At 27.0% G+C, this 24,371-nt stretch carries 20 protein-coding genes; 8 read left to right on the top strand and 12 right to left on the bottom strand.

All coding sequences use genetic code 11. From position 1 onward, the window contains the following. Positions 1-162 precede the first annotated feature (162 nt). Positions 163-2,067: an FUSC family protein gene (locus tag OIF33_RS06845; protein ID WP_322503480.1), complete on the top strand. Its 1,905-nt coding sequence runs from the start codon at positions 163-165 to the stop codon at positions 2,065-2,067. 33 nt (positions 2,068-2,100) lie between these two features. Here the strand turns inward: OIF33_RS06845 and OIF33_RS06840 are convergent, their stop codons facing one another. Together OIF33_RS06840 and OIF33_RS06835 are read right to left on the bottom strand one after the other, a co-directional pair. Beyond that, on the bottom strand, positions 2,101-3,555 hold the full coding sequence (locus OIF33_RS06840; protein ID WP_322503479.1) for a cation:proton antiporter: 1,455 nt from the start codon (positions 3,553-3,555) through the stop codon (positions 2,101-2,103). A 33-nt stretch (positions 3,556-3,588) separates the two neighbouring features. After that, positions 3,589-4,212, bottom strand: coding sequence for a methyltransferase (locus OIF33_RS06835; protein WP_322503478.1), 624 nt, complete (start codon positions 4,210-4,212; stop codon positions 3,589-3,591). A gap of 239 nt (positions 4,213-4,451) precedes the next feature. On the opposite strand from OIF33_RS06835, the gene OIF33_RS06830 reads away from it, so the two are divergent. Continuing rightward, on the top strand, positions 4,452-5,240 hold the full coding sequence (locus OIF33_RS06830) for a histidinol-phosphatase (RefSeq protein ID WP_322503477.1): 789 nt from the start codon (positions 4,452-4,454) through the stop codon (positions 5,238-5,240). 50 nt (positions 5,241-5,290) lie between these two features. Here OIF33_RS06830 and OIF33_RS06825 read toward each other — a convergent pair whose 3' ends face one another. The 3 genes from OIF33_RS06825 to OIF33_RS06815 form a co-directional block, all read right to left on the bottom strand. Then, positions 5,291-5,434: a hypothetical protein gene (locus tag OIF33_RS06825; RefSeq protein ID WP_322503476.1), complete on the bottom strand. Its 144-nt coding sequence runs from the start codon at positions 5,432-5,434 to the stop codon at positions 5,291-5,293. A gap of 12 nt (positions 5,435-5,446) precedes the next feature. Further along, positions 5,447-5,617 carry a hypothetical protein gene (locus OIF33_RS06820; protein WP_322503475.1) on the bottom strand — a complete coding sequence of 57 codons (171 nt, stop codon included), beginning with the start codon at positions 5,615-5,617 and terminating at the stop codon, positions 5,447-5,449. A gap of 197 nt (positions 5,618-5,814) precedes the next feature. Next, positions 5,815-6,834 (bottom strand): lactonase family protein, encoded by a 1,020-nt coding sequence (locus OIF33_RS06815; RefSeq protein WP_322503474.1) that lies wholly within the window; start codon positions 6,832-6,834, stop codon positions 5,815-5,817. Between the two features lie 211 nt (positions 6,835-7,045). Here OIF33_RS06815 and OIF33_RS06810 point away from each other — a divergent pair, with 211 nt between their 5' ends. Further along, a complete protein-coding gene (locus tag OIF33_RS06810; protein ID WP_322503473.1) occupies positions 7,046-8,998 on the top strand; it encodes a translation factor GTPase family protein in 1,953 nt (650 codons plus the stop codon). Positions 8,999-9,225: 227 nt separating this feature from the next. Then, positions 9,226-9,579 (top strand): hypothetical protein, encoded by a 354-nt coding sequence (locus tag OIF33_RS06805; RefSeq protein WP_322503472.1) that lies wholly within the window; start codon positions 9,226-9,228, stop codon positions 9,577-9,579. Between the two features lie 278 nt (positions 9,580-9,857). Here the strand turns inward: OIF33_RS06805 and OIF33_RS06800 are convergent, their stop codons facing one another. The 3 genes from OIF33_RS06800 to OIF33_RS06790 form a co-directional block, all read right to left on the bottom strand. Then, entirely contained in the window at positions 9,858-11,855 is a 1,998-nt protein-coding gene (locus OIF33_RS06800; RefSeq protein ID WP_322503471.1) for a KUP/HAK/KT family potassium transporter, read from the bottom strand. A 326-nt stretch (positions 11,856-12,181) separates the two neighbouring features. Then, entirely contained in the window at positions 12,182-12,694 is a 513-nt protein-coding gene (locus OIF33_RS06795; protein WP_322503470.1) for a ferritin, read from the bottom strand. A gap of 155 nt (positions 12,695-12,849) precedes the next feature. Continuing rightward, a complete protein-coding gene (locus tag OIF33_RS06790) occupies positions 12,850-13,668 on the bottom strand; it encodes an AraC family transcriptional regulator (RefSeq protein ID WP_322503469.1) in 819 nt (272 codons plus the stop codon). Positions 13,669-13,834: 166 nt separating this feature from the next. Between OIF33_RS06790 and OIF33_RS06785 the strand changes: the two genes are divergently transcribed. Together OIF33_RS06785 and OIF33_RS06780 are read left to right on the top strand one after the other, a co-directional pair. Next, positions 13,835-15,667, top strand: a complete 1,833-nt coding sequence (locus OIF33_RS06785) for a beta-N-acetylhexosaminidase (protein WP_322503468.1) — start codon at positions 13,835-13,837, stop codon at positions 15,665-15,667. A 121-nt stretch (positions 15,668-15,788) separates the two neighbouring features. After that, complete coding sequence (locus OIF33_RS06780) at positions 15,789-16,256, top strand: hypothetical protein (protein WP_322503467.1); 468 nt, start codon at positions 15,789-15,791, stop codon at positions 16,254-16,256. 86 nt (positions 16,257-16,342) lie between these two features. Here OIF33_RS06780 and OIF33_RS06775 read toward each other — a convergent pair whose 3' ends face one another. The 3 genes from OIF33_RS06775 to OIF33_RS06765 form a co-directional block, all read right to left on the bottom strand. After that, positions 16,343-17,113, bottom strand: coding sequence for a Tim44-like domain-containing protein (locus OIF33_RS06775; RefSeq protein ID WP_322503466.1), 771 nt, complete (start codon positions 17,111-17,113; stop codon positions 16,343-16,345). Between the two features lie 256 nt (positions 17,114-17,369). Then, the gene (locus OIF33_RS06770; RefSeq protein WP_322503465.1) at positions 17,370-18,788 is read right to left on the bottom strand and encodes a spore germination protein; all 1,419 of its coding nucleotides are present in this window, start codon (positions 18,786-18,788) and stop codon (positions 17,370-17,372) included. 236 nt (positions 18,789-19,024) lie between these two features. Further along, a complete protein-coding gene (locus OIF33_RS06765; protein WP_322503464.1) occupies positions 19,025-20,533 on the bottom strand; it encodes a YfcC family protein in 1,509 nt (502 codons plus the stop codon). A 361-nt stretch (positions 20,534-20,894) separates the two neighbouring features. Between OIF33_RS06765 and OIF33_RS06760 the strand changes: the two genes are divergently transcribed. After that, entirely contained in the window at positions 20,895-22,778 is a 1,884-nt protein-coding gene (locus tag OIF33_RS06760) for a sensor histidine kinase (RefSeq protein ID WP_322503463.1), read from the top strand. A 35-nt stretch (positions 22,779-22,813) separates the two neighbouring features. Here OIF33_RS06760 and OIF33_RS06755 read toward each other — a convergent pair whose 3' ends face one another. Next, entirely contained in the window at positions 22,814-23,539 is a 726-nt protein-coding gene (locus tag OIF33_RS06755) for a tRNA 2-thiocytidine biosynthesis TtcA family protein (RefSeq protein WP_322503827.1), read from the bottom strand. A gap of 298 nt (positions 23,540-23,837) precedes the next feature. On the opposite strand from OIF33_RS06755, the gene OIF33_RS06750 reads away from it, so the two are divergent. Further along, a complete protein-coding gene (locus OIF33_RS06750) occupies positions 23,838-24,299 on the top strand; it encodes a GNAT family N-acetyltransferase (protein ID WP_322503462.1) in 462 nt (153 codons plus the stop codon). Positions 24,300-24,371: the final 72 nt, after the last annotated feature.

Here is a 24,371-nt window from a genome sequence, read left to right as displayed (position 1 = left end):
TTTTTATAATGAAATCTTAAGAAAAGAAGGTAAAAAGATGAAGCATAAGTTTAGCATAGGTGAAGTAAGTAATATGTTTAAGGTTAGCATACATCTTGACATTAGTGTTACCTTAGTGTTTATTATAAAAATAGTACGAGTTTTGACAAGAGGTGATAAAACATGTGGAAGAAACAAATTATGTATCTAAAAATGTTTTTAATAGCCTTAACTTCTATACTATTCTTTGTTTTATTGTTTGGAAAAGAAAATCTTTTTATTGGGTTAGCAGCTGTTATTACAGTTACTGCAATGTTTGGAGAGGATTATACAATAAACCCAATACATCATACACTATATTTTATTGGGGTTGAGCTTTTTGTTGGTTTAGGAGCATATTTTGCAGGACTTACCCCTATTTTAGGTGCTATGGTAACCTTAATTGTATCATTTTTTATATATTTTACATTTACTTATGATACAAAACCTACTAAAGCTTTAGGTTTTATACAATTATATTTATTTTTGTTATATCAACCAGTTACAATTAATGAATTACCAAAAAGAGTACTTGCTTTAATATTTGGCGGTATAGTTATAATGATACTTTATTATATTTTAGCTAGGTATAATTTTAATAATATATTCAATAAATCAATAAATGGATGTATTACTTTGTTAATTACAAATTTAAATGAATTATTAAAAACTGGATATATAGAAAAAGATAACAGTGAAAAGGTAGCTTTAATGATTAAGGAGCTTGAGGTAAAGGTTCATGAAAGATTAGAGTTAGATAAAAAGCAAGTGTATTCCATATATTTTAAAAATTTAATAGTGGTTTTTCTAAAAAGATTAACTAGTCTTTCATCTGAAGTCGTAAAAAGAGAGGTTAATAAGGAACTTATTGAAAAAACTATTGAATTACTTAAAAATGTACAAAACTTTACGGTTAATGGAGATAAGGAAAATTTTAAAAAGATCTTAAATGAATACTACAATTATTTGGATTCATTTAAATTAAGAGATGACTTTGATAGATATAGTTATTATAATGCTAAATTAAGTATAAAAGAATTTTTACAGGGGCTTGATGTAAAGGAAGATGATATTAAAAATTATACAAATGATAATATTAATTTTTTAAAAGCCTCAAAAGCTAATTTACATAAGTTTAGAAAAAATTTAAGCATAAGATCATTAAGATTTAATTTGGCAGTAAAAGCTGCTATAACACTATCTTTTTCAGTGTTTATAGTAAATTATTTTGAAATTTTTCAAGGGAAGTGGGCATTATTCACCATTTCTTTATTATTAATTCCATACGCAGAACAAAGCAATAAGAAAGCAAAGGCAAGAGTTATAGGTACTATAATAGGAGCCATTTTATTTAATATAGTTTTTTATTTTGTTCAATCAAATCTAATATTAATATTTGTTTTTATAGTTATTTGCATATATTTAAGTATGTTCATTGTTCCTTACAAAATAAGATGTATATTCATAACATTAAATGCTTTATTAATGGCAGGATTAATGGATCCATCACATACACCTTATTACGTATTAAGTGAATACAGGGTATTCTTTATTTTAATAGCATCAATAATTGTTGCAATAGTTATGAATTATGTATTTCCTTATAAAATGAAAGATGAAACTAATAAGGCTATAAAGAGATATGTTTATTTAAATGAGGACATATTAGATAGTTTAATAGAGGATGATTCAGATAAAGAAAAATTAGTATTATCTTTTTTTGAAAGTTATAGTATTTGGAAGAAGATAAATTATAATAATAAAGAGATAAAATCAGAGCAGATTCAAGAGTTATTAATATTACAAAATGATTTTGTATCAGATATAAACTTTTTAGTTAAGAGTCCTATGATAAAAAACAATAGAGCTTTATTTAAAAAAAGCTTTGAGGATTTTAAAAATTATATGAAGAAAAAAGATTTTGAAGATTTAGTAATAGAAGATTTAGAAAAGGCAAAAACAGAGGATGAAAGATTAATACTTGTACTACTTTATAAACTTTTTTATGTAGTAAAAGAAATGAAAAAATTAAGTAACTTAATATATTAAGAATAAAAAAAGAGAGTTTTAAACTCTCTTTTTTTATTCTTCTGGTAAAGTTAAGTCACAAGTTGAAAGCATATTAAGTGTTTCATTTACATCATGTTTAACACCAGCAAGTATTACTAAATCATGCTCTTCTAAGATAGTATCAGCATTTGGCATAAATTCATGATCATCTCTTACTATGGAGAAGATTCTACAGCCTGTAGGAAGCTTACAATTCTTTAGAGCTTTACCAATATACCAGTGACTAGTAACAATTACTTCACGTATTATTATTTTTTCATCTTCCTCTACGGTATCATTAGTATCTTCATCAAATACAATAAATTTTTCAAATAGTATTGGGAATAAGATACAAGTTATTACTGTTGTAACCACAAAGGCTGAATAATCAGCTGTATTTATATAACCTAAGTTTAAGGCCATTTGAGCACCTACTATAACTAAGCTAAGTTGAGCTGTTAAAAGCATAGAAGCTGCTAAAAAATTCTTAGTTCCATATTTTTTTCTTAATAAAAGGGACGGTATAAATTTTACTAAGAAGAAAATAAGTATAAATAAAGGTATCTTAGCAATAGATTGTGGATTTTCAAAAACAGCTTTTAAATCAACATTAACACCTACCATTATGAAGAATATAGGAATTAAGAAACCATATCCAACCACATCTAATTGATGAGAGATTTCATCTTTAGCTTTTCCGACTATTAGAGAAAATACCATACCAGCTAAAAATGAGCCTAAAATTATCTCAGAATCAACTTTTTCAGCTACAGCAACTAATACTAAAACAAGAACAAAGGCACCTCTTACGCTAAGGTGAAGATTTTTAAATGCTATTGTTGAGAAATCATGAACTTTAAAAATTATTCTTGCTATAAAGTAAACTATTATGGCCACAGCAAAAATTATTAAGAAAGTAAAGCTTTTAAAAGTAACGCCATTTACTGCAACTGAAGCAACAAAGGTAACACCTATTAAACTTACTAATTGAGTTATTATTCCAAAAACAAGTAAAGTTTGTCCATAGCTACTATTTATAATGTGCTTTGCTTTTAAAATAGGAACAAGTAGACCAGGGGCTGCAGCAGTGAATAATAAGGCGAAGAATAAATAGCCTTGAGAAATTCCTGCAAACTTTAATGTGAAGGATAATAGTATAGAGGTTGTTATTGATACAATAAACATTTTTATACTAGTAAATAGTTTTGAATCCTTTAAAAGTTCTCCTTCTTTAGGTTTAAGCTCATCAAAATCTATGGCAAGACCACTTAAGAACATTAAGTAAGCTAAGCCAAGATTTGATAAAAATAATATCCAAATATCAGGTTTAATTATATTTAAAAAGCTTTTACCTAATAGTATACCTATAAAAATCTCCCCAACTTGATAGGGGATTTTTACTCTTTTTAGTTTTGAAACTAAAAAAGGAGTAAAAAAAGCTACTACAGACAAGATCAATAATGAATCATAATTTATAGTTTCATTCATAAATAAATCCTCTCTTTTCTTTAGTTTTCTATATTAAATTATTAAATTTAAATAGCTAAGTTCATATATAAGGATTTTTTCTCTTGAATCATGTTCATACTTTCTAGGTATTTTTATTTCCTTCTTCAGAGAAAAAGGAGTGTAATTTTCTAAATAGTAGGCATAATCATCAGAAGGGTAATAAAGTATAATATTTACTTGCCTCTCATGATTAGATACAGAATCAAGAATGTTTCCAATAACCTTTATAAATATTTGTTCAGAAAAAGGATTGAAAAAATAAAATTTATTATCCTTTGAGTTTATCTCATATTGTTCTGCAAAGCAATTAATAAAGTTTATTTTATCTATGTTATTTTTATTTTGTGATAAATAAGATTTTTTATTGCTTAAACATTCATTATAAAAAAAGTTATTCATTTCTATTCCAGTGACCTTAGTATTAAAAAAGTAATTGATATAAAAATTCAATCTTCCTTTTCCACATCCAAAATCAATTAATGAATCATCTTCGGAAAATTCATATTGGGAGCAAAGAGCATCTAATACTTCATAGGATGTTGGTTCATACCTGTTATAATGAAGAGATTCATTAAATATTTTTTGTTCACCAGAAGTTTTTATGTTGAGTAATTTTTCAAAGTATTGTTCTTTCATATTGTCCTCTTTCGTAAAATTTTAGTATTTAAATTTACAATTATCAGTATAGTATTTTGTATTAAATAGGGCAAGTTAAAATTTGATAGAAGGAATTCTATGTTAATTGTAAATACTTTATGCAAATTAAACTAAAGAAGAGATAATGGATTTATAGAATAGAAATTTAGTGTTGGTCAATTTTTTATAATTAGATACAATAATAAATGAAAAAAGCTGAATACATAGGAGGAATTTTAATGAAAAGCAATTATCATACACATACATATAGATGTAATCATGCTACTGGAACTATTGAAGATTATGTTAAAGAGGCTATAAAAGCTAATATAGATGAGATTGGAATTTCTGATCATTTACCACATCCAGGTAAGAATATAGATAATTATCATAGAATGGCTTATGAGGATTTAGAAGATTATTTTGGAAAAATAGAAGAGGCAATAAAGAAATATGGAGATAAAATATCAATAAAGAGATCAATGGAATGTGAATATTTTCCTGATTTTGCATGGCTTTATGAAGAATTAAAGGAGAAATATAAGGCTGATTATTTAGCTTTAGGAGTGCACTTTTTTCCTTATAAAGGAGAGTGGGTTTATGTTGGTACAATAGAGTTAACGCCTGAAAGCTTAATGGTTTATGCTGATTTTGTAGTAGAGGCTATTAAAAGTGGATATTTTGATTATCTTGCTCATCCAGATCTTTTTGGAATGACTTATAGAAATTGGGATGAACATGCAGAAGAGGCATCAAAAAGGATTTTAAAAGCTGCTGAAGAGATGGATATGCCTATAGAAATAAATGTAAATGGTATGAGAAAAGATAAGCTTTCTTATAATAATGGGGAAAGATATCAGTATCCAATAAAAGAGTTTTGGGAATTATCTAAAGAATATAATGTAAAAAGAATAATTGGAATAGATGCTCATAATCCTGAAGAAATGTATGACTTAGATATGGGAGCTAACTTTGCAAAGGAACATAATTTAAGTATCATAGATAGATTAGAATTTAATGAAGATTAAAAATAGGGACTGTATCGAAATGATACAGTCCCCATTTTCTCATATAAGTATTATTTATAGGTTGTTCTAGGAGATGGTTCATTAGAGCCATATGGAGTCTTTTCATTGGCTTTATTTTTAATTTTGTCATTGTAATTATGAGAAGTTGGGAAAGTTGAATCTATTCTTTGTTTTTTATTATAATTTTTATTCATAAGGGTATCCTCCTATTTATTGTGAGAAAGTTTTGATCTCTTTGTAAATTTTTTACCGTTTGAATGTGCACCTTTTTTTTGCCCATTTTCAATACCTATTTCAGATCCTGCTTCTGAGTACATTTTTCTTTTTTCAGCATTTGACTTAGGTCTATCTTTTAGTCTATTTTTATTATTATCCAAATTTTGGTACCTCCTTTAACATTTTAGAATTTATTAATAGCTTATCCATTTGAATATTTCATATAACAGGCAAAAAGATTAATTAAATATATTTTTTGGTAAGATATAAAAGGTATTGGAAAATAGCTTTATGGTAAAAGAGAAGAATAAAAAAATAAGTGTATTAAGCTTTAATTTATCTTAATACACTTATTTTTCTATTTAAATTTTATACATGTAGGAGAAGGAACAAATATATCTTTATTTAAAAGTTTAAGTGTTCCATCTGAATTTTTTGAATAAATTGTCAAGTTATCTGATTTTTCATTTGCAACAATCAAAAATTTGTTACATGGACTTATTTCAAAATCTCTAGGAAAATCTCCATAAGAACTATAGTGATTTATAAGAGATAGAGTTCCGTTTTCTTCATTGATTCTAAAGGCAGATATTCCGTTAAAACCTCTATTAGATACATATAAAAATTTACTACATGGACTTATTTTAATAGCAGACCCAAAATTCATACCTCCAAATCCATTAGGAAGTACATGAGTATATTGAATTAGTTTAAAGCCATTTTCTCCTAAATATTTTAATATTATAACTTCAGAGCTGTTTTCACATATAACATATGCAAATTCTCCATTTTTTGAAAACTCTATATGCCTTGGACCACATCCTTTGGTACAGTGAAAGCTTAAGTTTTCTATATAAGTTAGTGTATTGTCTAAATTAATTTCAAAAAGTTCTATTCTATCCATTCCTAGATTTGTAGCACATATAAATTTCTCATCAGGAGTTAAGGTTGCAAAGTGCATTTTCGAATCATCTTTATGAGTAAATACGTTTAAAGAAGTATCTATATCGAATGATTCATTTAAAGAATATGTATTAATTGATTTTTCATGATAATTACTTGAAACAATTATAGGTTTATTAGAAAGTATGTTTATATGGCAAGGTCTTTTTCCTTGAAGTAAACTAGCTCCTGTTAATTTTAATGAATGATCTTCTTCTATGTTAAAAGAAGCAACTCCACCTAAGGTATCTAAAGAAAATGGATTCCCAACTGCATAGAGTTTATTTTTATTTATGCATAAGTAAGCAGGATTACCGAATCTAGCAACTAATGATAAATCTTCAACATTTCCTTTTTCAGTATCTAGAGATAATCTATATATACCTTCACTAGCCCCATTAGTGTAAGTACCTATATATGCAATAGATTTGTTCATTTTTAAAGCCCCCTCTGACTTAATTATATTGTTAAGTTTATATTCTATATTGTATGATATAAGATATATGTTAACAAAATTTATAAATAATATTAAATATTATTTGTTATACCATATAAAAGGGAAATAGTAAAGATTTCAAGGGCTATAAAAGTAGAAAAAAATATAAAAAATTTAATGATTAATTTTTTTTATAGATGGAGGGAAGTAAATGAAGAAGACTATTGGCATATTAGCTCATGTTGATGGAGGAAAAACAACTTTTTCAGAGCAGCTTTTATATCACACTAAGAGTATAAAAAATAGGGGAAGAGTTGATCATAAAAACTCTTATTTAGATAATAATGAAATAGAAAAAGAAAGAGGAATAACAATATATTCTGAAGTTGGAAAATTTTCTATAGAGAATAATGAGTATTACCTTATAGATACTCCAGGACATATAGATTTTTCTCCTGAAATGGAGAGAACAATTAGTATCTTAGATTATGCCATATTAATTATAAGTGCTGTTGAAGGAGTTCAAGGACATAGTGAAACTATATGGGAATTATTAGAGAAGTATGAGGTGCCTACCTTTATTTTTATAAATAAGGTAGATAGAGAAGGTGCTGATGTAAATAATGTTATAAAAGAAATGAAGAACAAGCTAAGTGAAAATATAATTTATTTTGATGAAGAGTTTAATGAGGAATTAAAAGAGGAGACTATAGAGGAAATAGTTGAAAGGGATGAGGAATTATTAAATTCATATTTAGAAGGAGATTTAGATAAAAAACTAATTTTAAATAAGTTAGCAAAGATGATAAAAACTTTAAAGGTATTTCCATGTTTAAGCGGATCTGCCTTATTAGATCAAGGAGTAGAAAATTTTATAAGATGGTTTGATAATCTATCCTTTAGTAATTATAATGATGAATTGACTTCTTTTAAAGGAAGAGTATTTAAAATTAGATATGATGAAAAAGGAAATAGACTAACCTTTATAAAAGCTATGGAAGGATGCTTAAAGACAAAGGAAGAATTAGTTTATTTCAAAGAGGGAGAAGAGATTAGAGATAAGATAAACGAAATTAGAGTTTATAATGGAAATAGGTATGAATTTGTAAATAGAGTAGATGCAGGAGATATATTTGCTGTACTTGGAGTAAAAGATTTAGAGGCAGGAAATGGAATTGATATAGAAGATGTGGTTTCATATGATATGGTTCCTACTTTAAAATCTAAGGTATTATATAGAGAAGAATTAAATCCAAAGGAAGTGCTTTCTTGGTTTAAAATTTTAGAAAGTGAAGATAATAGCTTGAAGGTAACTTGGGATGAGAGATTAAAAGAGATACAGATAAACATTATGGGAAAAGTCCAATTAGAAGTTCTTAAGGAAGTTGTTAAAAATAGATTTAATGAAGAAATTGAATTTGGAATTCCAGAAATATTATATAGAGAAACCTTAAAGGGAGAAGTAATAGGATATGGCCATTTTGAGCCTTTAGGACATTATAGTGAAGTACACTTAAAACTTGAGCCTGGAAAGAGAAATTCAGGAATTGTATTTGAAAATAAGTGTCATACTGATGATCTTACTGTAGGAAATCAAAATCTAATTAGAACTCATATATTTGAATGTGAACATAAAGGTATATTGACAGGATCACCTATTACTGATATTAGAATAACCTTGTTAACAGGAAGAGCTCACAATAAACATACAAGCGGAGGAGACTTTAGAGAAGCTACAAAGAGAGCCTTAAGACAAGGGTTAGAAAGTGGAGAAAACAAACTTTTAGAACCTTATTATAAGTTTAAAATAGATGTAGATATAAACTTGATAGGAAGAGTAATGACCGATATACAAAAAATGAGTGGAGAGTTTAATGAGCCAATTATAAATGGAGAGAGGGCAACTATAACGGGAAGAGGTCCAGTTTCTACATTTATAAATTATGGTATGGACTTTCAATCTTTTACTAAGGGCAAAGGAGGACTTACTCTTAAATTTGAAGGGTATGATTTATGTCATAATGAAGATGAAGTTATTGAAAAGTTTGGTTATGATAAAAATGCAGATATTGATTACACTTCAACATCTATATTTTGTTCAAAAGGACAAGCTTATTTGGTAAAAGGAGAAGAGGCAAAAGAGCATATGCATTGTTTAAGTTAAGTGAAAGTCCAAATTTTTAATTTGCTATCTTGAACTTATGCAATGAAACACAGTGAGAGTGTATTTCTTAATTTAAATTTTAGCCTAAATTAAAATATAGCAATTAGACAAAAGTATAGAGCTTGGTTATAATTTATAGAGAAACTTATATTAAGGTTTAAGAGATTTAAACCTTATGAAGAAACAATAGTATTATTTTAGTAAATAACAATCTATGAGGTGGAGAAATGGAAATAGTAAATATTTATGATGAATATAGAGAAGTAAATAAAAATTATGTGGATTTTATAGAGGAATTAGTAAATAAAAATTTTGAAGGTTTTAGTGAAGACTTTGTAATGAGTAATCTTGAAAAATTTCAAAACGCTATTGGAGATTTAAAGATAAAGGCTGATGAGTTAGAAGTTAATAATGAGAATGTAGACAACTTAAAGGATTTGAAATATCTAATTGTTGATACATTATTTCTGACTTTTGATTTAAATAATTTTTATAAACTTAAAGAGTTTGAAAGGTTTAAAATGAGATTTGCAAATTACGTAAATAAGAGAAGAAGAGATGAGATGCTAAAAGCTTTTTAAAATAAGGCTATGTTTTAGGTGAGTGTTAATTTTTAGCTAGCCCTTCAGACCTACTTAATTTCGCAAAGTAATGCTATCATCTACTTCAGAATAATAGCTAAAGCTTTTAAACTCGCTTCGCTCAAACAGAAAAAGCTTCTTAACGTTATTATTCTTACGTATATGATGCAATACTATATGCTCATTAAGATGGTCTTACAGTTCTATCTAAAAATCAACACTGGCTTAAAATAGAGCATAAAGTAAGGTATAGATTTTTTTAATCTATACCTTGTTTTTTATTTAGAAACACGAGTTAATACAGTATGTTCAGTGCATCCAAGTATTAATGGAACATTTTCAATTTCAATTTCACTAGATTCAAGTCCAAACCATTTTGCTGGAGAAACTGTAAATTTCTTTATGAAAAGTTTAGCTCTAATTATCATTGAGTTCCATGATTTTAGTTTACTTTCTGATGATAAACATTCATTTATAAGAGTAAAGCGGAAATCACCTACTTTTCTATTAGGAAGAGTAGTATATTTTCTGTTTTGAACTTTAATATCACCGTTATCTATTAGCTCACATACTATTTGACGTAAAAATACATTTAGCTTTTGGTTAACTCTAAAACCAAGTTTAAGTTGAACTTTAACCATGTAGTCAGTACCAAATGTATTTACTGTATATTCTGCTGTATAAGGTTCATCAGTAACAACTACATTTACAAACCAATATACATCAGCTCTCTTAGGTCTTTTATCTAATATAGAATACATGATTTTTCTTTCTATTCTTTTAGATTTTTCTGAACTTGTTAAATAAACAAGATTTGTAGCATACTTAGGTCTATCTACGTCATTTTTTAATTCCTCTAATTGTTTTTTATAGTTTTCAATAGGAATGTAGTCTAGTAAACTCATCTTAATATAATGACCTTTTATCCAAATATACATTATGCTTAAAATACATAAAGCTATTAGAACAGATACAAAGCCTCCCTTTTCAAATTTAACTGCACTTGAAATTAGGAATGAAGACTCTAAAGTACCAAAGAAAATTAGTACAACCAATGCAATTGGTCGAGGAGTTTTTTTCATTAATAGGTAATTGAATAAAAGTATTGATGTCATAAGCATTGTTACAGTTATTGATAATCCGTAAGCTGCTTCCATATTATCTGAACTTCTAAAGTATAAAACTATAGCTATACAAGCAATCCAAAGTATTTTATTTATAGCTGGCATATAAATTTGTCCCTTAGAGTTAGATGGATAAAGACATTGTAATCTTGGGAATAAATTTAATTTAATAGCTTCTGAAACTAAGGTATAAGAACCTGAAATTAAAGCTTGAGATGCTATAATAGCAGCTAAGGTTGAAATTATTACTCCAAATATTAAAAGCCAATGAGGCATCATTTGGAAAAATGGATTTAAACTTTCAATTCCATATAACTCAGTGTTATCTTTTTGAGATAATATCCAAGCCGCCTGACCAAAATAATTAAGTAACAAGCAAATTTTAACAAATGGCCAGGTAAAGTAGATATTTTTTCTACCAACATGTCCAAGATCAGAGTATAAAGCCTCGGCTCCAGTGGTTGATAAGAATACTCCTCCAAGTATGAAAAATCCTAAGTGATTGTTAGGACTAAATAAAATCTTTATAGCATAATAAGGTGATAGAGCTTTTAAAAGATATAAATTCCCTGACATATTTGCAATACCTAATATAGCTAAAAAGCAAAACCAAATAAACATAACTGGCCCAAAAATTTTGCCTACGATTTCTGTACCAAAATGTTGAATAAAGAATAAAACAGTTATTATTACTATTACTATAATTATAATTATATCTTGGTTACTTCCAAAAATGCGATTGAAGCTAGGTAAAACATTTAATCCCTCAATAGAAGAGGTAACAGTTACTGCAGGGGTTAGCATTCCATCTGCTAATAAAGCAGAGCCACCTATCATAGCTGGTATAATAAGCCACTTAGCACGACGACGTACTAAGGTATAAAGAGAGAAAATACCACCTTCTCCTTTATTATCAGCTTTTAAGGTTATAAGAACATACTTTATTGTTGTTAATAAAGTCATTGTCCAGAAAATAAGTGATAATACTCCAAGTATAAAATCAGGAGTAACACTTGCTAATCCACCATTACCATTTATTATTGATTTCATAACATAAAGAGGAGAAGTTCCAATATCACCATAAACAACTCCTAAGGCTATTAAAAAGCTTCCTAATGTAATTTTCTTAATAGAACTCTTATTAGTACTCATATTTATTCTTCCTTTAATCTGATAAGTTTAATTTATTTAATTGTTATAATATTGATAAAATATTAATGTGTACACAAAAAATTTAAATATAATAAAAATTATACTAGCACCATTAGGAATATCTGTAAAGGAATTAGTGAAAAAGAAATGAAATATATTTTATTAAAACTTTTACATAGAAAGTTTGTTAAAAAAAACATAGGATTTTTATAAAAAATGCAATAAATTTATAAAAGGTAGAGAAATATATGGAAAAAAAGCAAAAATAGAGAGAAAGAATAGTGTTTTAATATTCCTTCTCTCTATTTTTTATTAATGATTAAATTTTATCTTGTAGTTGTTGGTGGAGTAAATACTCTTGCTGCTAATTCATCATCCATCATATATAAAGCAGCTGGGTTACCTTCAGATCTTCTAACTTTCTTTAATAATGAGTGGAAGTTATTTTCTTCTTCAACTTGTTCATCAATAAACCATTGAAGTAAACTCATAGTTGCATGTTCTTTTTCTTCAAAAGCAACATCAGCAAGTTCGTAAATTCTACGAGTTACTAATTGTTCATGTTCATATCCTTTTTCAAAAGCTTCGATTATATTATCAAAGTTGAATTTAGGTTTATCTATTTGTTCTAATTCAACAACTCCGTTTTTTTGGAATATATAATCATAAAATTTCATTGCATGGAATAATTCTTCCTGAGCTTGAACTCTGAAAAAGTTAGCAAAACCACTTAAATCAACTGATTCAGCATAAGCAGCCATAGCTAAATAAGTGTATGATGAGTAGAATTCAAAGTTAACTTGTTCATTAAGTTTTTTTAATAAATTTTCACTTAACATATATGTACACCTTCTTCTTTATTATTATTGCTATAAAAATATTTTAGTATTAAAAAGAAAATTAATCAAACTAATATATAAATATTATTAATTAAAATTATAATTCTATTAATAATAGATAGTGGTTTCTTCGAATTGCTTTACCATGCTTGAATTTATGTAAGTTTTTCTTCTGATGGAAGCAATCCCATATGTTTTTTATAGATTTTTGAAAAGTAAGATAAATTATTAAAACCACTTCTATAAGCACTTTCAGATATAGTATATCCATTGTAAAGAATTAAATTTCGAGCATTAAGGCATCGAATGTGATTTATATAGTCTAATAAGGTTTTTCCTGTAACTTCTTTAAATGTACGACAAGTATAATACTTACTAAAGGAAACATGATTGCATATATCATCAATTGAAATTGAATTCATATAATTTTCTTTTAAATAAGCTATTATTTCCTTTACCATGATTATTTTATTATTATCTTTTACTTTTATATATTGATTCTTATGGTCAATATGGTTTCTGTGAAGATGAATTAAAATTTGAAGTATATTTGATTTTATAAACTCTTTGAAGAATTCCTTTTTTTCAAGTAATTCAGAGTTTATTTCTTCTATTTTTGTCCTCAAAAATTCATCTTTAATCAAATTTTTAAAGCTGAAATCATCAAAGTATTTCTTATTATAGTTAAACATGCTTTTATCTATAATAAGACAATAATATTTACATGAATCAGAATATGTTTCTATTGAGTGTAGTTCATTTGAATTTATTATTACAATATCTTTAGAAGTAGCATTAAATATTTTATTATTACAGCTTATTTTTGCTGTTCCTTCTAAAAAATAAAGAAGTTCTATGCTTTCATGATAATGCATAATAAAGTTAGGTCTGTTTTTATTTAAAATATCACAATGAAATATTACAGGGAAGTTAGGATCTTTATGAACATGATTTTCATATATATAATTACTCATAATCTCTCCTCTTAAAAAGCAATATTATATCAAAAAATAGCAAAATGATTACTTAAATAAAGAAAATAATTTTATATAATTATAGTAAACATTTAAATAGTTTAATATCATTATGAATAATTTTAGAGTTAAAGTAAAGTTTTAGTTTGTATTAGGGGGAAGAGTAATGCATTTAATACCAAGACCAAAAAGTATAGTTGAAAAAGAGGGAAATTTCCTTATTGAAAGAGATACAGAGATTGTATTAAGTAGTGAATTATCTTTTGATGAGCTTAATTTAGCTATTATGATTCAAAAAGAAGTAGAAAAAAGCTTAGGATTTAAGCTTAATATAAATAAATTGTTTATGAATAAGGATTACAACAATGTAATAATTCTTAAAAAAGCTAATCTTTTAAATGAGGAAGCATATAAATTAGATATTAATGAAGATCAAGTAATAATAGAGGGAAATGGTACTGGAATATTTTATGGAGGACAAACATTTAGACAAATTATAAGAGAATTTGGAGCATGGTTACCTAGTATTTCAATAGAAGATGCTCCATATTTTAAGCATCGTGGATTTTATCATGATGTTACAAGAGGAAAAGTACCAACATTAGAAACATTAAAAGATTTAGTTGATAAAGCGGCCTTCTATAAAATAAACCAACTTCAATTATATATAGAGCATACTTTTGCATTTAAGGGAATGAGTGAGGTATGGATGGATAAGGATCCATTAACAGCAGAGGAAATATTAATTTTAGATAAATATTGCAAAGAAAGACATGTGGAACTTGTACCATCATTATCAACCTTTGGTCATCTTTATGAAGCTTTAAGAAGTAAATCTTTTAGAGAACTTTGTGAATTAGAAATAGCAGATGAAGAATATTCATTTGTTGATAGAATGGCACATCATACTTTAGATGTAACTAATGAGAAAAGTTTAGAATTTATTGAATCAATGCTTTTAGAGTTCATTCCTTTATTTAGCTCAGATAAGTTTAATATTTGTTGTGATGAAACCTTTGATTTAGGAAAGGGAAAAAGCAAAGAATATGCTGAAAAGTTAGGTGTAGGGAAAATATATACGGAGTTTTTAAATAAGGTATATAACATTGTAAAAGGCTTTAATAAAAAGGTTATGTTTTGGGGTGATATAATAGTTGGATACCCAGAACTTTTAAGTGACATACCAGAAGATTTAATTTGTTTAACTTGGAATTATCATCCAGAAGCTAATGATATAGCTACAAAAATCATAGCAGATTATAATAAAGTACAATATGTTTGTCCAGGTGTAGGTGGATGGAATATGATGATGAATCTTATAGAAGGTTCTTTTAGTAATATAAGAAGGATGGTTTCTCATGGAAGAAAGTATGGTGCTATAGGGGTTTTAAACACAAATTGGGGTGACTATGGAAATGTTAATTTACTAGCTAATTCAGTGCCATCTATGATTTATGGAGGAGCTATTTCTTGGAACCCAGATGAGGGAGATTTTGATGAGATGTTCAAATCCATATCTTTTATGGAATTTGGAGATAAATCTATGAAAGTAGTTTCTTTAATGGATAAGCTTTCTAAAAATCAAGTTGCTGGATGGGGAGAACTTGTTAGATGGAAAGAAAAATTCAATAAAAGAGAAGAGACTAGAGAAGAAATAAAAAATATAGATTCTTTAAAGCTTTTTGAAGGATATAAAGTTGCTTCAGAAGTTAGACAAGAGTTTATCAAGATTCTTAGGAATGTTGATGATAAAGAGGCTATGCAAAGCTTTATTGTATCTTCAAAAGGATGGGAGCTTATAAATGAATTCTTTATGATATTACTTGAAAAAGAGTTTAATAAGGAGTGCTTAGTAGTTATAGATAAAGAGAAATTAGCAAAAGAGTTAGAGTTTTGGTTTTATGATTACACATCAATTTGGAGAAAATATAATAAAGAAAGTGAGATAAACAGAATAAGAGAAGTTATAGTATATATGTGTTCTTATTTAAGAGGATAAATTGAATTTTTAAGGGCTAAACAAATATAAATTTAAGGAGTATAATATATTATTATAAAGTAATATTTACTTTGTTGATAACTTTGTTTTATATTAAGAAAGATGAAAGAAGGTAATAATTATGAATTATTGGCAAATATCAGCAGAGATAGGTAACACAAATTTGATAGATATATTCTTTGATTTAGGTGTAGCGATTGTTGGGCCTGGAGATAAGGGAGATTATTTTGACAATAAAGAAGAGTATGCATCTCTTGGCAAAGAAGGAGTATTAATACAAAGGTTTGCTGAAGAAGTTAAGGTTGGAGATGTACTTATATTAAAACAGGTAAGTTCAGGAGATGGAAGTTTCACTATTGTAGCGGCTGGTAAAGTAACAAGCCCTTATAGATTTGAACCTATATTCAATAAAGTTGGATTAGATGAGTTACCAATGCAACATTGTAGAAGAGTAAGGTGGTATATTCCTACAGATGGACTAGTAATAGATAAAGAAGGATTTAGTATTGGTTTACAGAAGCTTAAGGATGATAGTCCATTAAAAATAAAAGCTCAAGAGTTTATAGCAGAATTAAAAGATAAAGAGTAAAAGATTTAATATTTAAAATGCATCAGTTATTTAACTGATGCATTTAGTTTTTTTCTTTTTTAAGTAATCATATTTATTTCATTAATTTATTTCAGGCTATCAAAGTAGTCTAAAGAGTCTATATCATTTACTTGAAGTATTTTATCAGCTAACCATTTATCATCTTTTCTTACAAATCTCCAGAATTCTTCAAAAGAATGGGCATTTAAAGGGTCGCCGTCAATTATCTTAAGGTTTTCTTCATTAATAGTATAGTCAACCATTTTAGCATTTAATAATACCCAAATAAAATCGTCCCTATTTTTATTGTCTTCAACGGCTAATATAGGAGTTACTTTATTTAGTTTTATTCTATCTAATATATTTTTTTCTTTCCTTAAAAGCATCCAATTCATTTTTGTAGTATGAGTTTTATAAAAATTATCTGTCATTAAATGTTTTATAGAAGAATAATCCCTATTCATCCAAGCTTCTTGAATTAGAGGAAATGCATCTTCGATTTGGATTTCTATTTCGTAGAAATTCCAAGCGGGATTTTCAATTTCAAAATCTTTTAAGGCAGAAAGAGTCTCTCTTTTCCTAGAATAAAGCTTGAATTTAGATACTGTACCATTCTTAAAGAAAATGAAGTGTATTCCTAGAAACATGGTTATTCCTAGAAAACTAATTTCATTTTCATATGGAGAGTTATGATTTCCTCCTGAGGAACTACTTGAAGAAGAACTACCTCCACCACCACCTCCGCCTCCACCACCTCCGCCTCCACCGCCACCACCAGCACGACAAAGAACAGTGGTAGCTGGGATTAAAAAGATTAAGAGTAACAATATAATTAAAAATTTTCTTGTATTTTTCATTTGAAATCCTCCGAAATTTTTTATAAGTTAATAATTACTACAACATTTAACAAAATCCTTCTTTTTTATTAAATATTAAAATATTGTTATTCGATTAAATAAAATATTAACAAGAAAATAATATTAATGTTTAAAAATTTTCTTTTTTACATTTCTTATAAAAATCAAAAAGGAACACTAGCTCAAGCTAGTGTTCCTTTTTAGTTAAGTTATGAAAGTATAATAAGTTTTTAATTATGGTATAATGAAGCATTTACTAATCTTTTTGCTTAGGTATTAATCTTACTCTAAATATAAGTGCTTTAAGTGCTTTCCAATCAAATGGAATAAGTGGATATAAATAAGAATCTCCAGTTAGAGTTTTATTGGTTGCAATTAAGACTATACCAAGTATTAATCCTGCAATAAATCCAATAATATTAAATAAGCTTGTTAATATAAGCAGGAAGGTTCTTAAAAATTTAAATGCATAGCTAAGTTCCAAACTAGGTTGAGAAAAGCTACCAAGTGTAACTATGGCCATGTATAATATTGTTTGAGGTAAGAACCAACCAGTATCTACTGCAAACTGGCCTAGAATTAATCCTCCTATAACAGATAAGGACATACCTAGAGCATTAGGGGTATTTAATGATGCTAGTTTTAATCCATCTACAGCAACCTCAAGAAGTAAAAACTGAAATATTAATGGTACTTTATATCCTTCATCAGGCAGTAAAAATATTAAGTAATCTGGTAATCTATCCGCATTTTGAACTAAAAGTAAATAAAGTGGTGTAATAAAAATTGTAGATATTAATATAAAATTTCTTAAAAAACGAACAAAGTTACCTGTTATTACTGGAAGATAATAATCATCTACATCCTGTATGAAATCAAATATGGTAGTTGGCAATATTATAACAGAAGGAGAGTTATCTATTATAACAACTATTTTACCTTCCATTATATGAGCAGCAGCAATATCAGGTCTCTCTGTATACCTAACTTTTGGAAAGGGATTATACCATGATGCATTTGCAATGGACTCTACAAGGCTTTGCTCACTCATGGTCAATGCTTGAATATTTAAGTTAGAAAATTTTTTTCTTATCATATTAAGAGTTTTTTTATCCACAACTTCATCTAAAAAAGAGATTACAACATCTGTTTTTGAAACATTTCCTATTGAGATCATTTCAAAAGTTAACCTTGGATCTCTAATCCTTCTTCTTATTAAGGCTGTATTAAAGACAATTGTTTCTACAAAACCATCCCTAGATCCCCTTAGGACCTTTTCTGTTTCAGGTTCTTGTACTCCTCTAATCGGGTAAGTTCTAAGGTCAATCATAATTGCACTAGAGAAGTCCTCTAAAATTAAAGCTGTCTGTCCACTGAGAACTTGAGAAACTATATTTTTTATAGAAGTTTCTTCAGCAACCTCTACATAAGGGATTTGTCTTTTAATAAAATCCTTAGGTGATTTTATTAAACTCATTTCAGTTTTGCTTAATGAGAAAAAATCACTCATTATTAGTTCCATTATGTCATCTTTCACAAAGCCATCAATGTAATACATAGTTGCCTTTTTATCACCTATAATTATGGAACGTTCAATCATATCAAAAGTTTTTCCAACTCTTAAGACTTTAGACAAAGTATTTATATTTTTATCAAAATTTGATGTTAATTCCAAAAAAATTCCTCCTTAGTAAACAATATAAATTTATTATTTCAAAGGAGCATAAATAATATTCCTATAATTAAGTTATGGGATTAAATATAAAAGCTTGTTTAATAAGCTTTAGTTATTTATTAGAAAGGTCTTATGATATATTTAATAATCAACTTTAATTAAAATATAGATGAATATGAAACTTTATGAGCTAATAAAAAATGCATGGTTTATTTTAAACCATGCATTTAAAAACTTTATAGATGTACTTGTATTAGTAAAAGTATAGCTGCAAAAGCAGTTATAATACCCATAAGAGGCATAATGAATTTCAACCATTTATCATATGTAACATGAACCATAGCAAGGGTTGCTAAAATTAAACCAGTTGGTGTTATAAAGGATATCAAACCTTGACCAAATTGGTAAGCACTAACTATAACATCTCTTGGTAATCCAACTGTATCTGCAAGTGGTGCCATAATCGGAATTGATAAAACTGCAAGACCAGAAGATGATGGAATAAAGAAACCTAAAATTATGAATATTACAAGCATTAATAATATAAAGATGTTGCTATTCATACCTTGAACTCCATTTGAGAATATATAAAGTAAAGTATCAGATATTTTACCATTTTCAAGTATTAAGTTAATAGATCTTGCAACACCAATAACTAATGCAACTCCCACAAGTTCAGAGGCACCAGCTATAAAGCTATAAACGAATTTTTTCTCACCAAGACCTGAGATGAATCCTAAGATTATTCCAACTACAAGGAATAGAGCAGTCATTTCTATAAAACCCCATCCTTTAGCAGAAACACCATAAACCAGTATTATAAAGGAAGCAGCAAATATTAGGAGCATAAGTTTTAATCTCCAAGTGAATTTTGGAACATCTTTAGCTGATTCATGAAGAAATACAGCATTTATTTCATCTTTTTGATCATATATAAGTGATTTTGAAGGATCATTTTTAATTTTACGAGCATATCTAAGTATATAAACTATAGTTATTATTGTAGCTAAAATTAACCCTATCATCCTAAAACTAAGGCCTTCTTTAAAGCTTATCCCTGCTGCAGTTGAGGCTATTACAGAAGAAAATGGGTTTACTGTTGAGAACATTGTTCCTATTGAAGAACCCATATATATTGTTGCTATACATACTATAGCATCATAACCAGAGGCCAGGAATATTGGGAGTAGTATAGGATAAAGAGCAATGGTTTCTTCTGCCAATCCAAAAGTAGTACCACCAAGAGAAATAAGCACTGATAATAATATTATAAGTATATATTCCTTCCCTTTAGTTATTTTAGAAAGACTAGCAATTCCAGCATTAAATGCTCCTGTAGTATTTAATACTCCTATTACTCCACCAATTATTAGAACAAACATAATTATATCTATTGTATCGTAAGTTCCTTGAATAGGTGCTTCTATTATTTGAACAATACCCTGAGGACTTTGGGTAACCTTTTCATAGGTATTAGGTATAGCTATAGGTTTGTTTATACTTCCATCAGTAAACTTATCTAAGCTTATTTTTATTCCAAGGCCATCTAAAGTGCTTTGAGTTGCAGCTTCCTTAGAACTTTTCCCCTGGGGATTAGTAATAACAAAGGTATTTTCAGCTTCGTTGTAGGATAATTTTGAGTATGATCCTGCTGGAATTAAGTATGTTAAAATGGCAGATAAAATTAAGACGATGAATAGCACTGTAAAGGCTGTCGGGAATGTAAATTTTTTCTTTTTACTCATTTGTTTTCCTCCTCCTATATTTTTTTATAGTATTAAACTTTGTTTTTAGTATTATATTATATTATTTTTATTATACTATTTTGTAATTTGATGGTAAAATGTGAAAAAAATATTAAGGACGTGAATTAATGATTAAATAAATATATATTTATAGTTAATTAACTTTAAAAGAGATATATTGTACTTGACTTATAGAAAATTTTAGGATAAAAATTTTTAAACGTGCAATTTCTATATGTTATCATCATTAAAATAAATTTAATGTATTGTATTAAAGCGTTAAAAAAAATATAATAAAATATAGGGAAAACTGTTTTAATTTGTAAATAAGTGATTTTCATAACTTAAAGGGGAGTTATAGATGAAGGATTTTAATTTTGATATAATATTAGAATCATGTCCCATGGATTACATTTATGGAAAAGTAAGAAGTAGAGACTTTAGTGATTTATTAATAATAAAGTCTAGTATAGAAACTTTAAATGGAAAACTATTAAGTGAAATATTAAATAATAACTTAAAGCTAAAAAATATATTTAAAGGTAAACATTTTCGAAAAGTAGAAAAAGACACAGATTTAGATGAATATACTAATGAATTTATAAATGTAAGAATAATGGACAAAGATTACGTAGTTATTTGGTTCAAGAAGGATGTATTAAAAGAATATGATGAATTAGAGAAGAAATTAGAAAAAGAAAAAGATATGCTAGATCTATTTTTAGATTCTCTAACTGATTATGTATTTTTTAAAGATATTGATGGAAAATATATAAATTGCAATAAGGCTTTTGAAAATAAAATTGGAATGGAAAAAAAGAATATAGTAGGAAAAACTGATAGAGAAATTTTTTCCAGTGATGATTATAGAGTAGAAATGTTTTACAAAACAGATATGGAAGTTATTAAATTTAAAGAAAAAAGAGTGTATGGTGAAGAATGGGAATTTACTGATAAAGAGTTTTATTTAGAAGAGACAATAAAAGCTCCATATTTTGATGAGAATAATGAGATAAAAGGAATAATAGGCTTGACTAGAGATATATCATATAAAAAAGCTATAGAGCAGAGGCTACAAAAAAATGATAGCATGTTTTTTGAAGTTTTAAACTATTTAGATGATGTAGTAATAGTTAAAGAGGGGGCTAAGACAGTTTATGTAAATGATGCTTTTGAAAAATTATATGGATTAAATTGTAAAGAATTATATAAAGAGGAAAGTATGATAATTAAATTGGATAGAATTCATCCAGAAGATAGGTATAAATTTACCAATGTTGATTTTGAAAACTTTTTCTCTGAAAAAGCTAGAATAATTAGAGCGGATAATGAAATTAGAACTGTTTGGTTTAGAGCAAATTCCATAAAAAATGAAGAGGGAAAGGTTATAAGAAGAATTATAGTTATAAATGATATAACAGATAGTATATATGAAGAAAATGAAATGGAAAAGCTTAGAAAGGAGTTTTTTGCTAATATATCTCATGAATTTAAGACTCCAGTAAATTTAATATTTAGCGTGTTTCAGCTATTGGAATTAAAATTGAAAAATTCTAATAGACGGGATAATGCTAACTACCTTAATTATATAAAAATAGGAGAGCAGAATGTTTTTAGACTATTAAAATTAATAAATAACTTAATAGATAGCACTAAACTAGAAGCAGGATTCTTTAATATCAATATAGAAAATCATAATATTGTTAGTTGCGTAGAAAATATAACAATGTCTATATGTGAATTTGCAGAGACTAATAAAATTAATATTACATTTGATACAGAGGAAGAAGAGAAAATAGTTGCCTTTGATTTAAATCATTTAGAACGAATAATAATAAATATTTTATCTAATTCTATAAAGTTTAATAAAGAAAATGGGAATATAGATGTTTACATGAGCTTTGATGAAAAGTATGTAAATATAAGCATTAAAGATACGGGAATAGGGATACCAAAGGATAAAATAGATTTGATTTTTGATAGATTTAAAATAATCAATAATAGATTAACTAAAGTTAATGAAGGTAGTGGACTTGGATTGTTTATAGTTAATGAATTAGTTAAAATTCATGATGGTGAAATAGAAGTTCATAGTGAACTTGGAGAGGGAACAGAATTTATAGTAAAAATACCTATGAGGAAGATAGAAAGTTCACCTTTAGATGAAATTGCTCTTACATCAAATGAAGAAGAGAGAAGAGATGAGGTATATAAAATAGAATTATCAGATATATATATTCATTAAGAAATAAGTGTACAAGATTTCTTGTACACTTTATTTTACATTTTTCTTACAATTTCTTTATCCCATACAAACATTTGATCTGTATTGGTTAGAGATTTAAAAAGATTTTTCTTAAAACCAGGCATTGTCTTATCTAAATTCCTAATTAAAATTTTCATATCTTCCCTTTTAGTCTTACCATCAGCAGGACAAGGATTTTTTATTATAGGAAATTTATACTCTAAAGCTGCCTTCCTAATTTGACTTTCCTCAATAAATACCATAGGTCTTATAAGTGTTAGATTATTTTTATGCATAAAACTCTTAGGAGAAAAGCAATTTATTCTTCCTTCATAGCTTATTGAAAGCATAAGAGTTTCTAAAGCATCATCTTTATGATGGCCTAAAGCTACTTTATTGCAACCAAGTTTTTGAGCATTATCATTTAAAGCACCTCTTCTAAGATTAGCACATAAAGAACAAGGATTTTTTTCTTTCTTTATGTCAAAGACTATTTCTTTTATGTTAGTTTGTATTTCATAAAATGGAACATCTATATTCTTACAAAGTTCATGTAAAGGACTATTATCAACTCCACCTGGATTTAAAGTTATTGCTATAAGTTCAAATTTCTCGGGAGAGAATCTTTCATAGTTTTTTAATATATGTAAAAGAGTTAGACTATCTTTGCCTCCAGAAAGTCCTACAGCTATTTTGTCACCATCTTCAATAAGATTATATTCTTTAATGGCTTGTCTAGTTTTACTTAATAACTTTTGCATGGTTTTCACAGAATCACCTCTTAATGTTTATTTAATTATCTTATAATAAAAAAGTTAAAATATAAAGAGAAAAATTAAAAGCTTCCAAAATTTTAGAATAAAAGTTCAAATTAATGGGAAAGTTAATAAAAATTATACTAATCTATTGTTTACTAGATAACCTCTCTATATAATTAAGTCTAACAGGATTTTATGTATAGAGAGGTTATTTATTTATTAATCTATTATGTAAAATAATATACATAAGCTAAAAGGAAAAAGATAAAATAATTAGTTTTTATTTAGAGGAGTGTATAAAATGAGATGGGTATTAAAACACTTTAGTGAATTAGATTTAAATGAACTTTATAAAATACTTAGAATTAGAAATGAAGTATTTATTGTGGAGCAAAATTGTCCTTATCAAGATTGTGATAACAAAGATTTAGATGCATATCACATTTACTGTGAGGTTAATGGAGAAATTGGGGTTTATTCAAGAATATTAAGAAGAGGAGTATCTTATGAGGAAGCTTCCATAGGAAGAGTTCTATCTAATGAGAAATTTAGAGGAAAAAAGCTCTCAAAAGAATGTATGAAAAGAGCTATAGATTTTATTGAAAATGAATTAGATGAGGGAAAAATAAGAATTTCAGCTCAAGAGTATGCAAAGGGATTTTATGAAAAGGTTGGTTTTAAAAAGATTTCAGAAGTATATTTGGAAGATGATATTCCTCATGTAGAAATGTTATATGAAAACAATAAAAAACAAAAGTTTTAATTGTCATATATTTTTATTGATAGTACAATTTTAGCTGAGATAGTTATAAAAATAATTAAACAAAGGCTTAAA

This window comes from Clostridium sp. LIBA-8841, assembly GCF_034439435.1.
GTDB lineage: Bacteria > Bacillota > Clostridia > Clostridiales > Clostridiaceae > Sarcina.
Note: the sequence above shows the minus strand (reverse complement) of the source record. Positions and strands in the feature narration are given on the sequence as shown.

Coding starts and splice junctions, on each gene's coding strand:
- OIF33_RS06840 (WP_322503479.1), bottom strand. CDS start 3,555: ATGAATGAAACTATAAATTATGATTCATTATTGATCTTGTCTGTAGTA.
- OIF33_RS06795 (WP_322503470.1), bottom strand. CDS start 12,694: ATGTTAAGTGAAAATTTATTAAAAAAACTTAATGAACAAGTTAACTTT.
- OIF33_RS06810 (WP_322503473.1), top strand. CDS start 7,046: ATGAAGAAGACTATTGGCATATTAGCTCATGTTGATGGAGGAAAAACA.
- OIF33_RS06775 (WP_322503466.1), bottom strand. CDS start 17,113: ATGAAAAATACAAGAAAATTTTTAATTATATTGTTACTCTTAATCTTT.
- OIF33_RS06805 (WP_322503472.1), top strand. CDS start 9,226: ATGGAAATAGTAAATATTTATGATGAATATAGAGAAGTAAATAAAAAT.
- OIF33_RS06750 (WP_322503462.1), top strand. CDS start 23,838: ATGAGATGGGTATTAAAACACTTTAGTGAATTAGATTTAAATGAACTT.
- OIF33_RS06800 (WP_322503471.1), bottom strand. CDS start 11,855: ATGAGTACTAATAAGAGTTCTATTAAGAAAATTACATTAGGAAGCTTT.
- OIF33_RS06760 (WP_322503463.1), top strand. CDS start 20,895: ATGAAGGATTTTAATTTTGATATAATATTAGAATCATGTCCCATGGAT.
- OIF33_RS06815 (WP_322503474.1), bottom strand. CDS start 6,834: ATGAACAAATCTATTGCATATATAGGTACTTACACTAATGGGGCTAGT.
- OIF33_RS06835 (WP_322503478.1), bottom strand. CDS start 4,212: ATGAAAGAACAATACTTTGAAAAATTACTCAACATAAAAACTTCTGGT.
- OIF33_RS06825 (WP_322503476.1), bottom strand. CDS start 5,434: ATGAATAAAAATTATAATAAAAAACAAAGAATAGATTCAACTTTCCCA.
- OIF33_RS06780 (WP_322503467.1), top strand. CDS start 15,789: ATGAATTATTGGCAAATATCAGCAGAGATAGGTAACACAAATTTGATA.
- OIF33_RS06790 (WP_322503469.1), bottom strand. CDS start 13,668: ATGAGTAATTATATATATGAAAATCATGTTCATAAAGATCCTAACTTC.
- OIF33_RS06785 (WP_322503468.1), top strand. CDS start 13,835: ATGCATTTAATACCAAGACCAAAAAGTATAGTTGAAAAAGAGGGAAAT.
- OIF33_RS06755 (WP_322503827.1), bottom strand. CDS start 23,539: ATGCAAAAGTTATTAAGTAAAACTAGACAAGCCATTAAAGAATATAAT.
- OIF33_RS06765 (WP_322503464.1), bottom strand. CDS start 20,533: ATGAGTAAAAAGAAAAAATTTACATTCCCGACAGCCTTTACAGTGCTA.
- OIF33_RS06830 (WP_322503477.1), top strand. CDS start 4,452: ATGAAAAGCAATTATCATACACATACATATAGATGTAATCATGCTACT.
- OIF33_RS06845 (WP_322503480.1), top strand. CDS start 163: ATGTGGAAGAAACAAATTATGTATCTAAAAATGTTTTTAATAGCCTTA.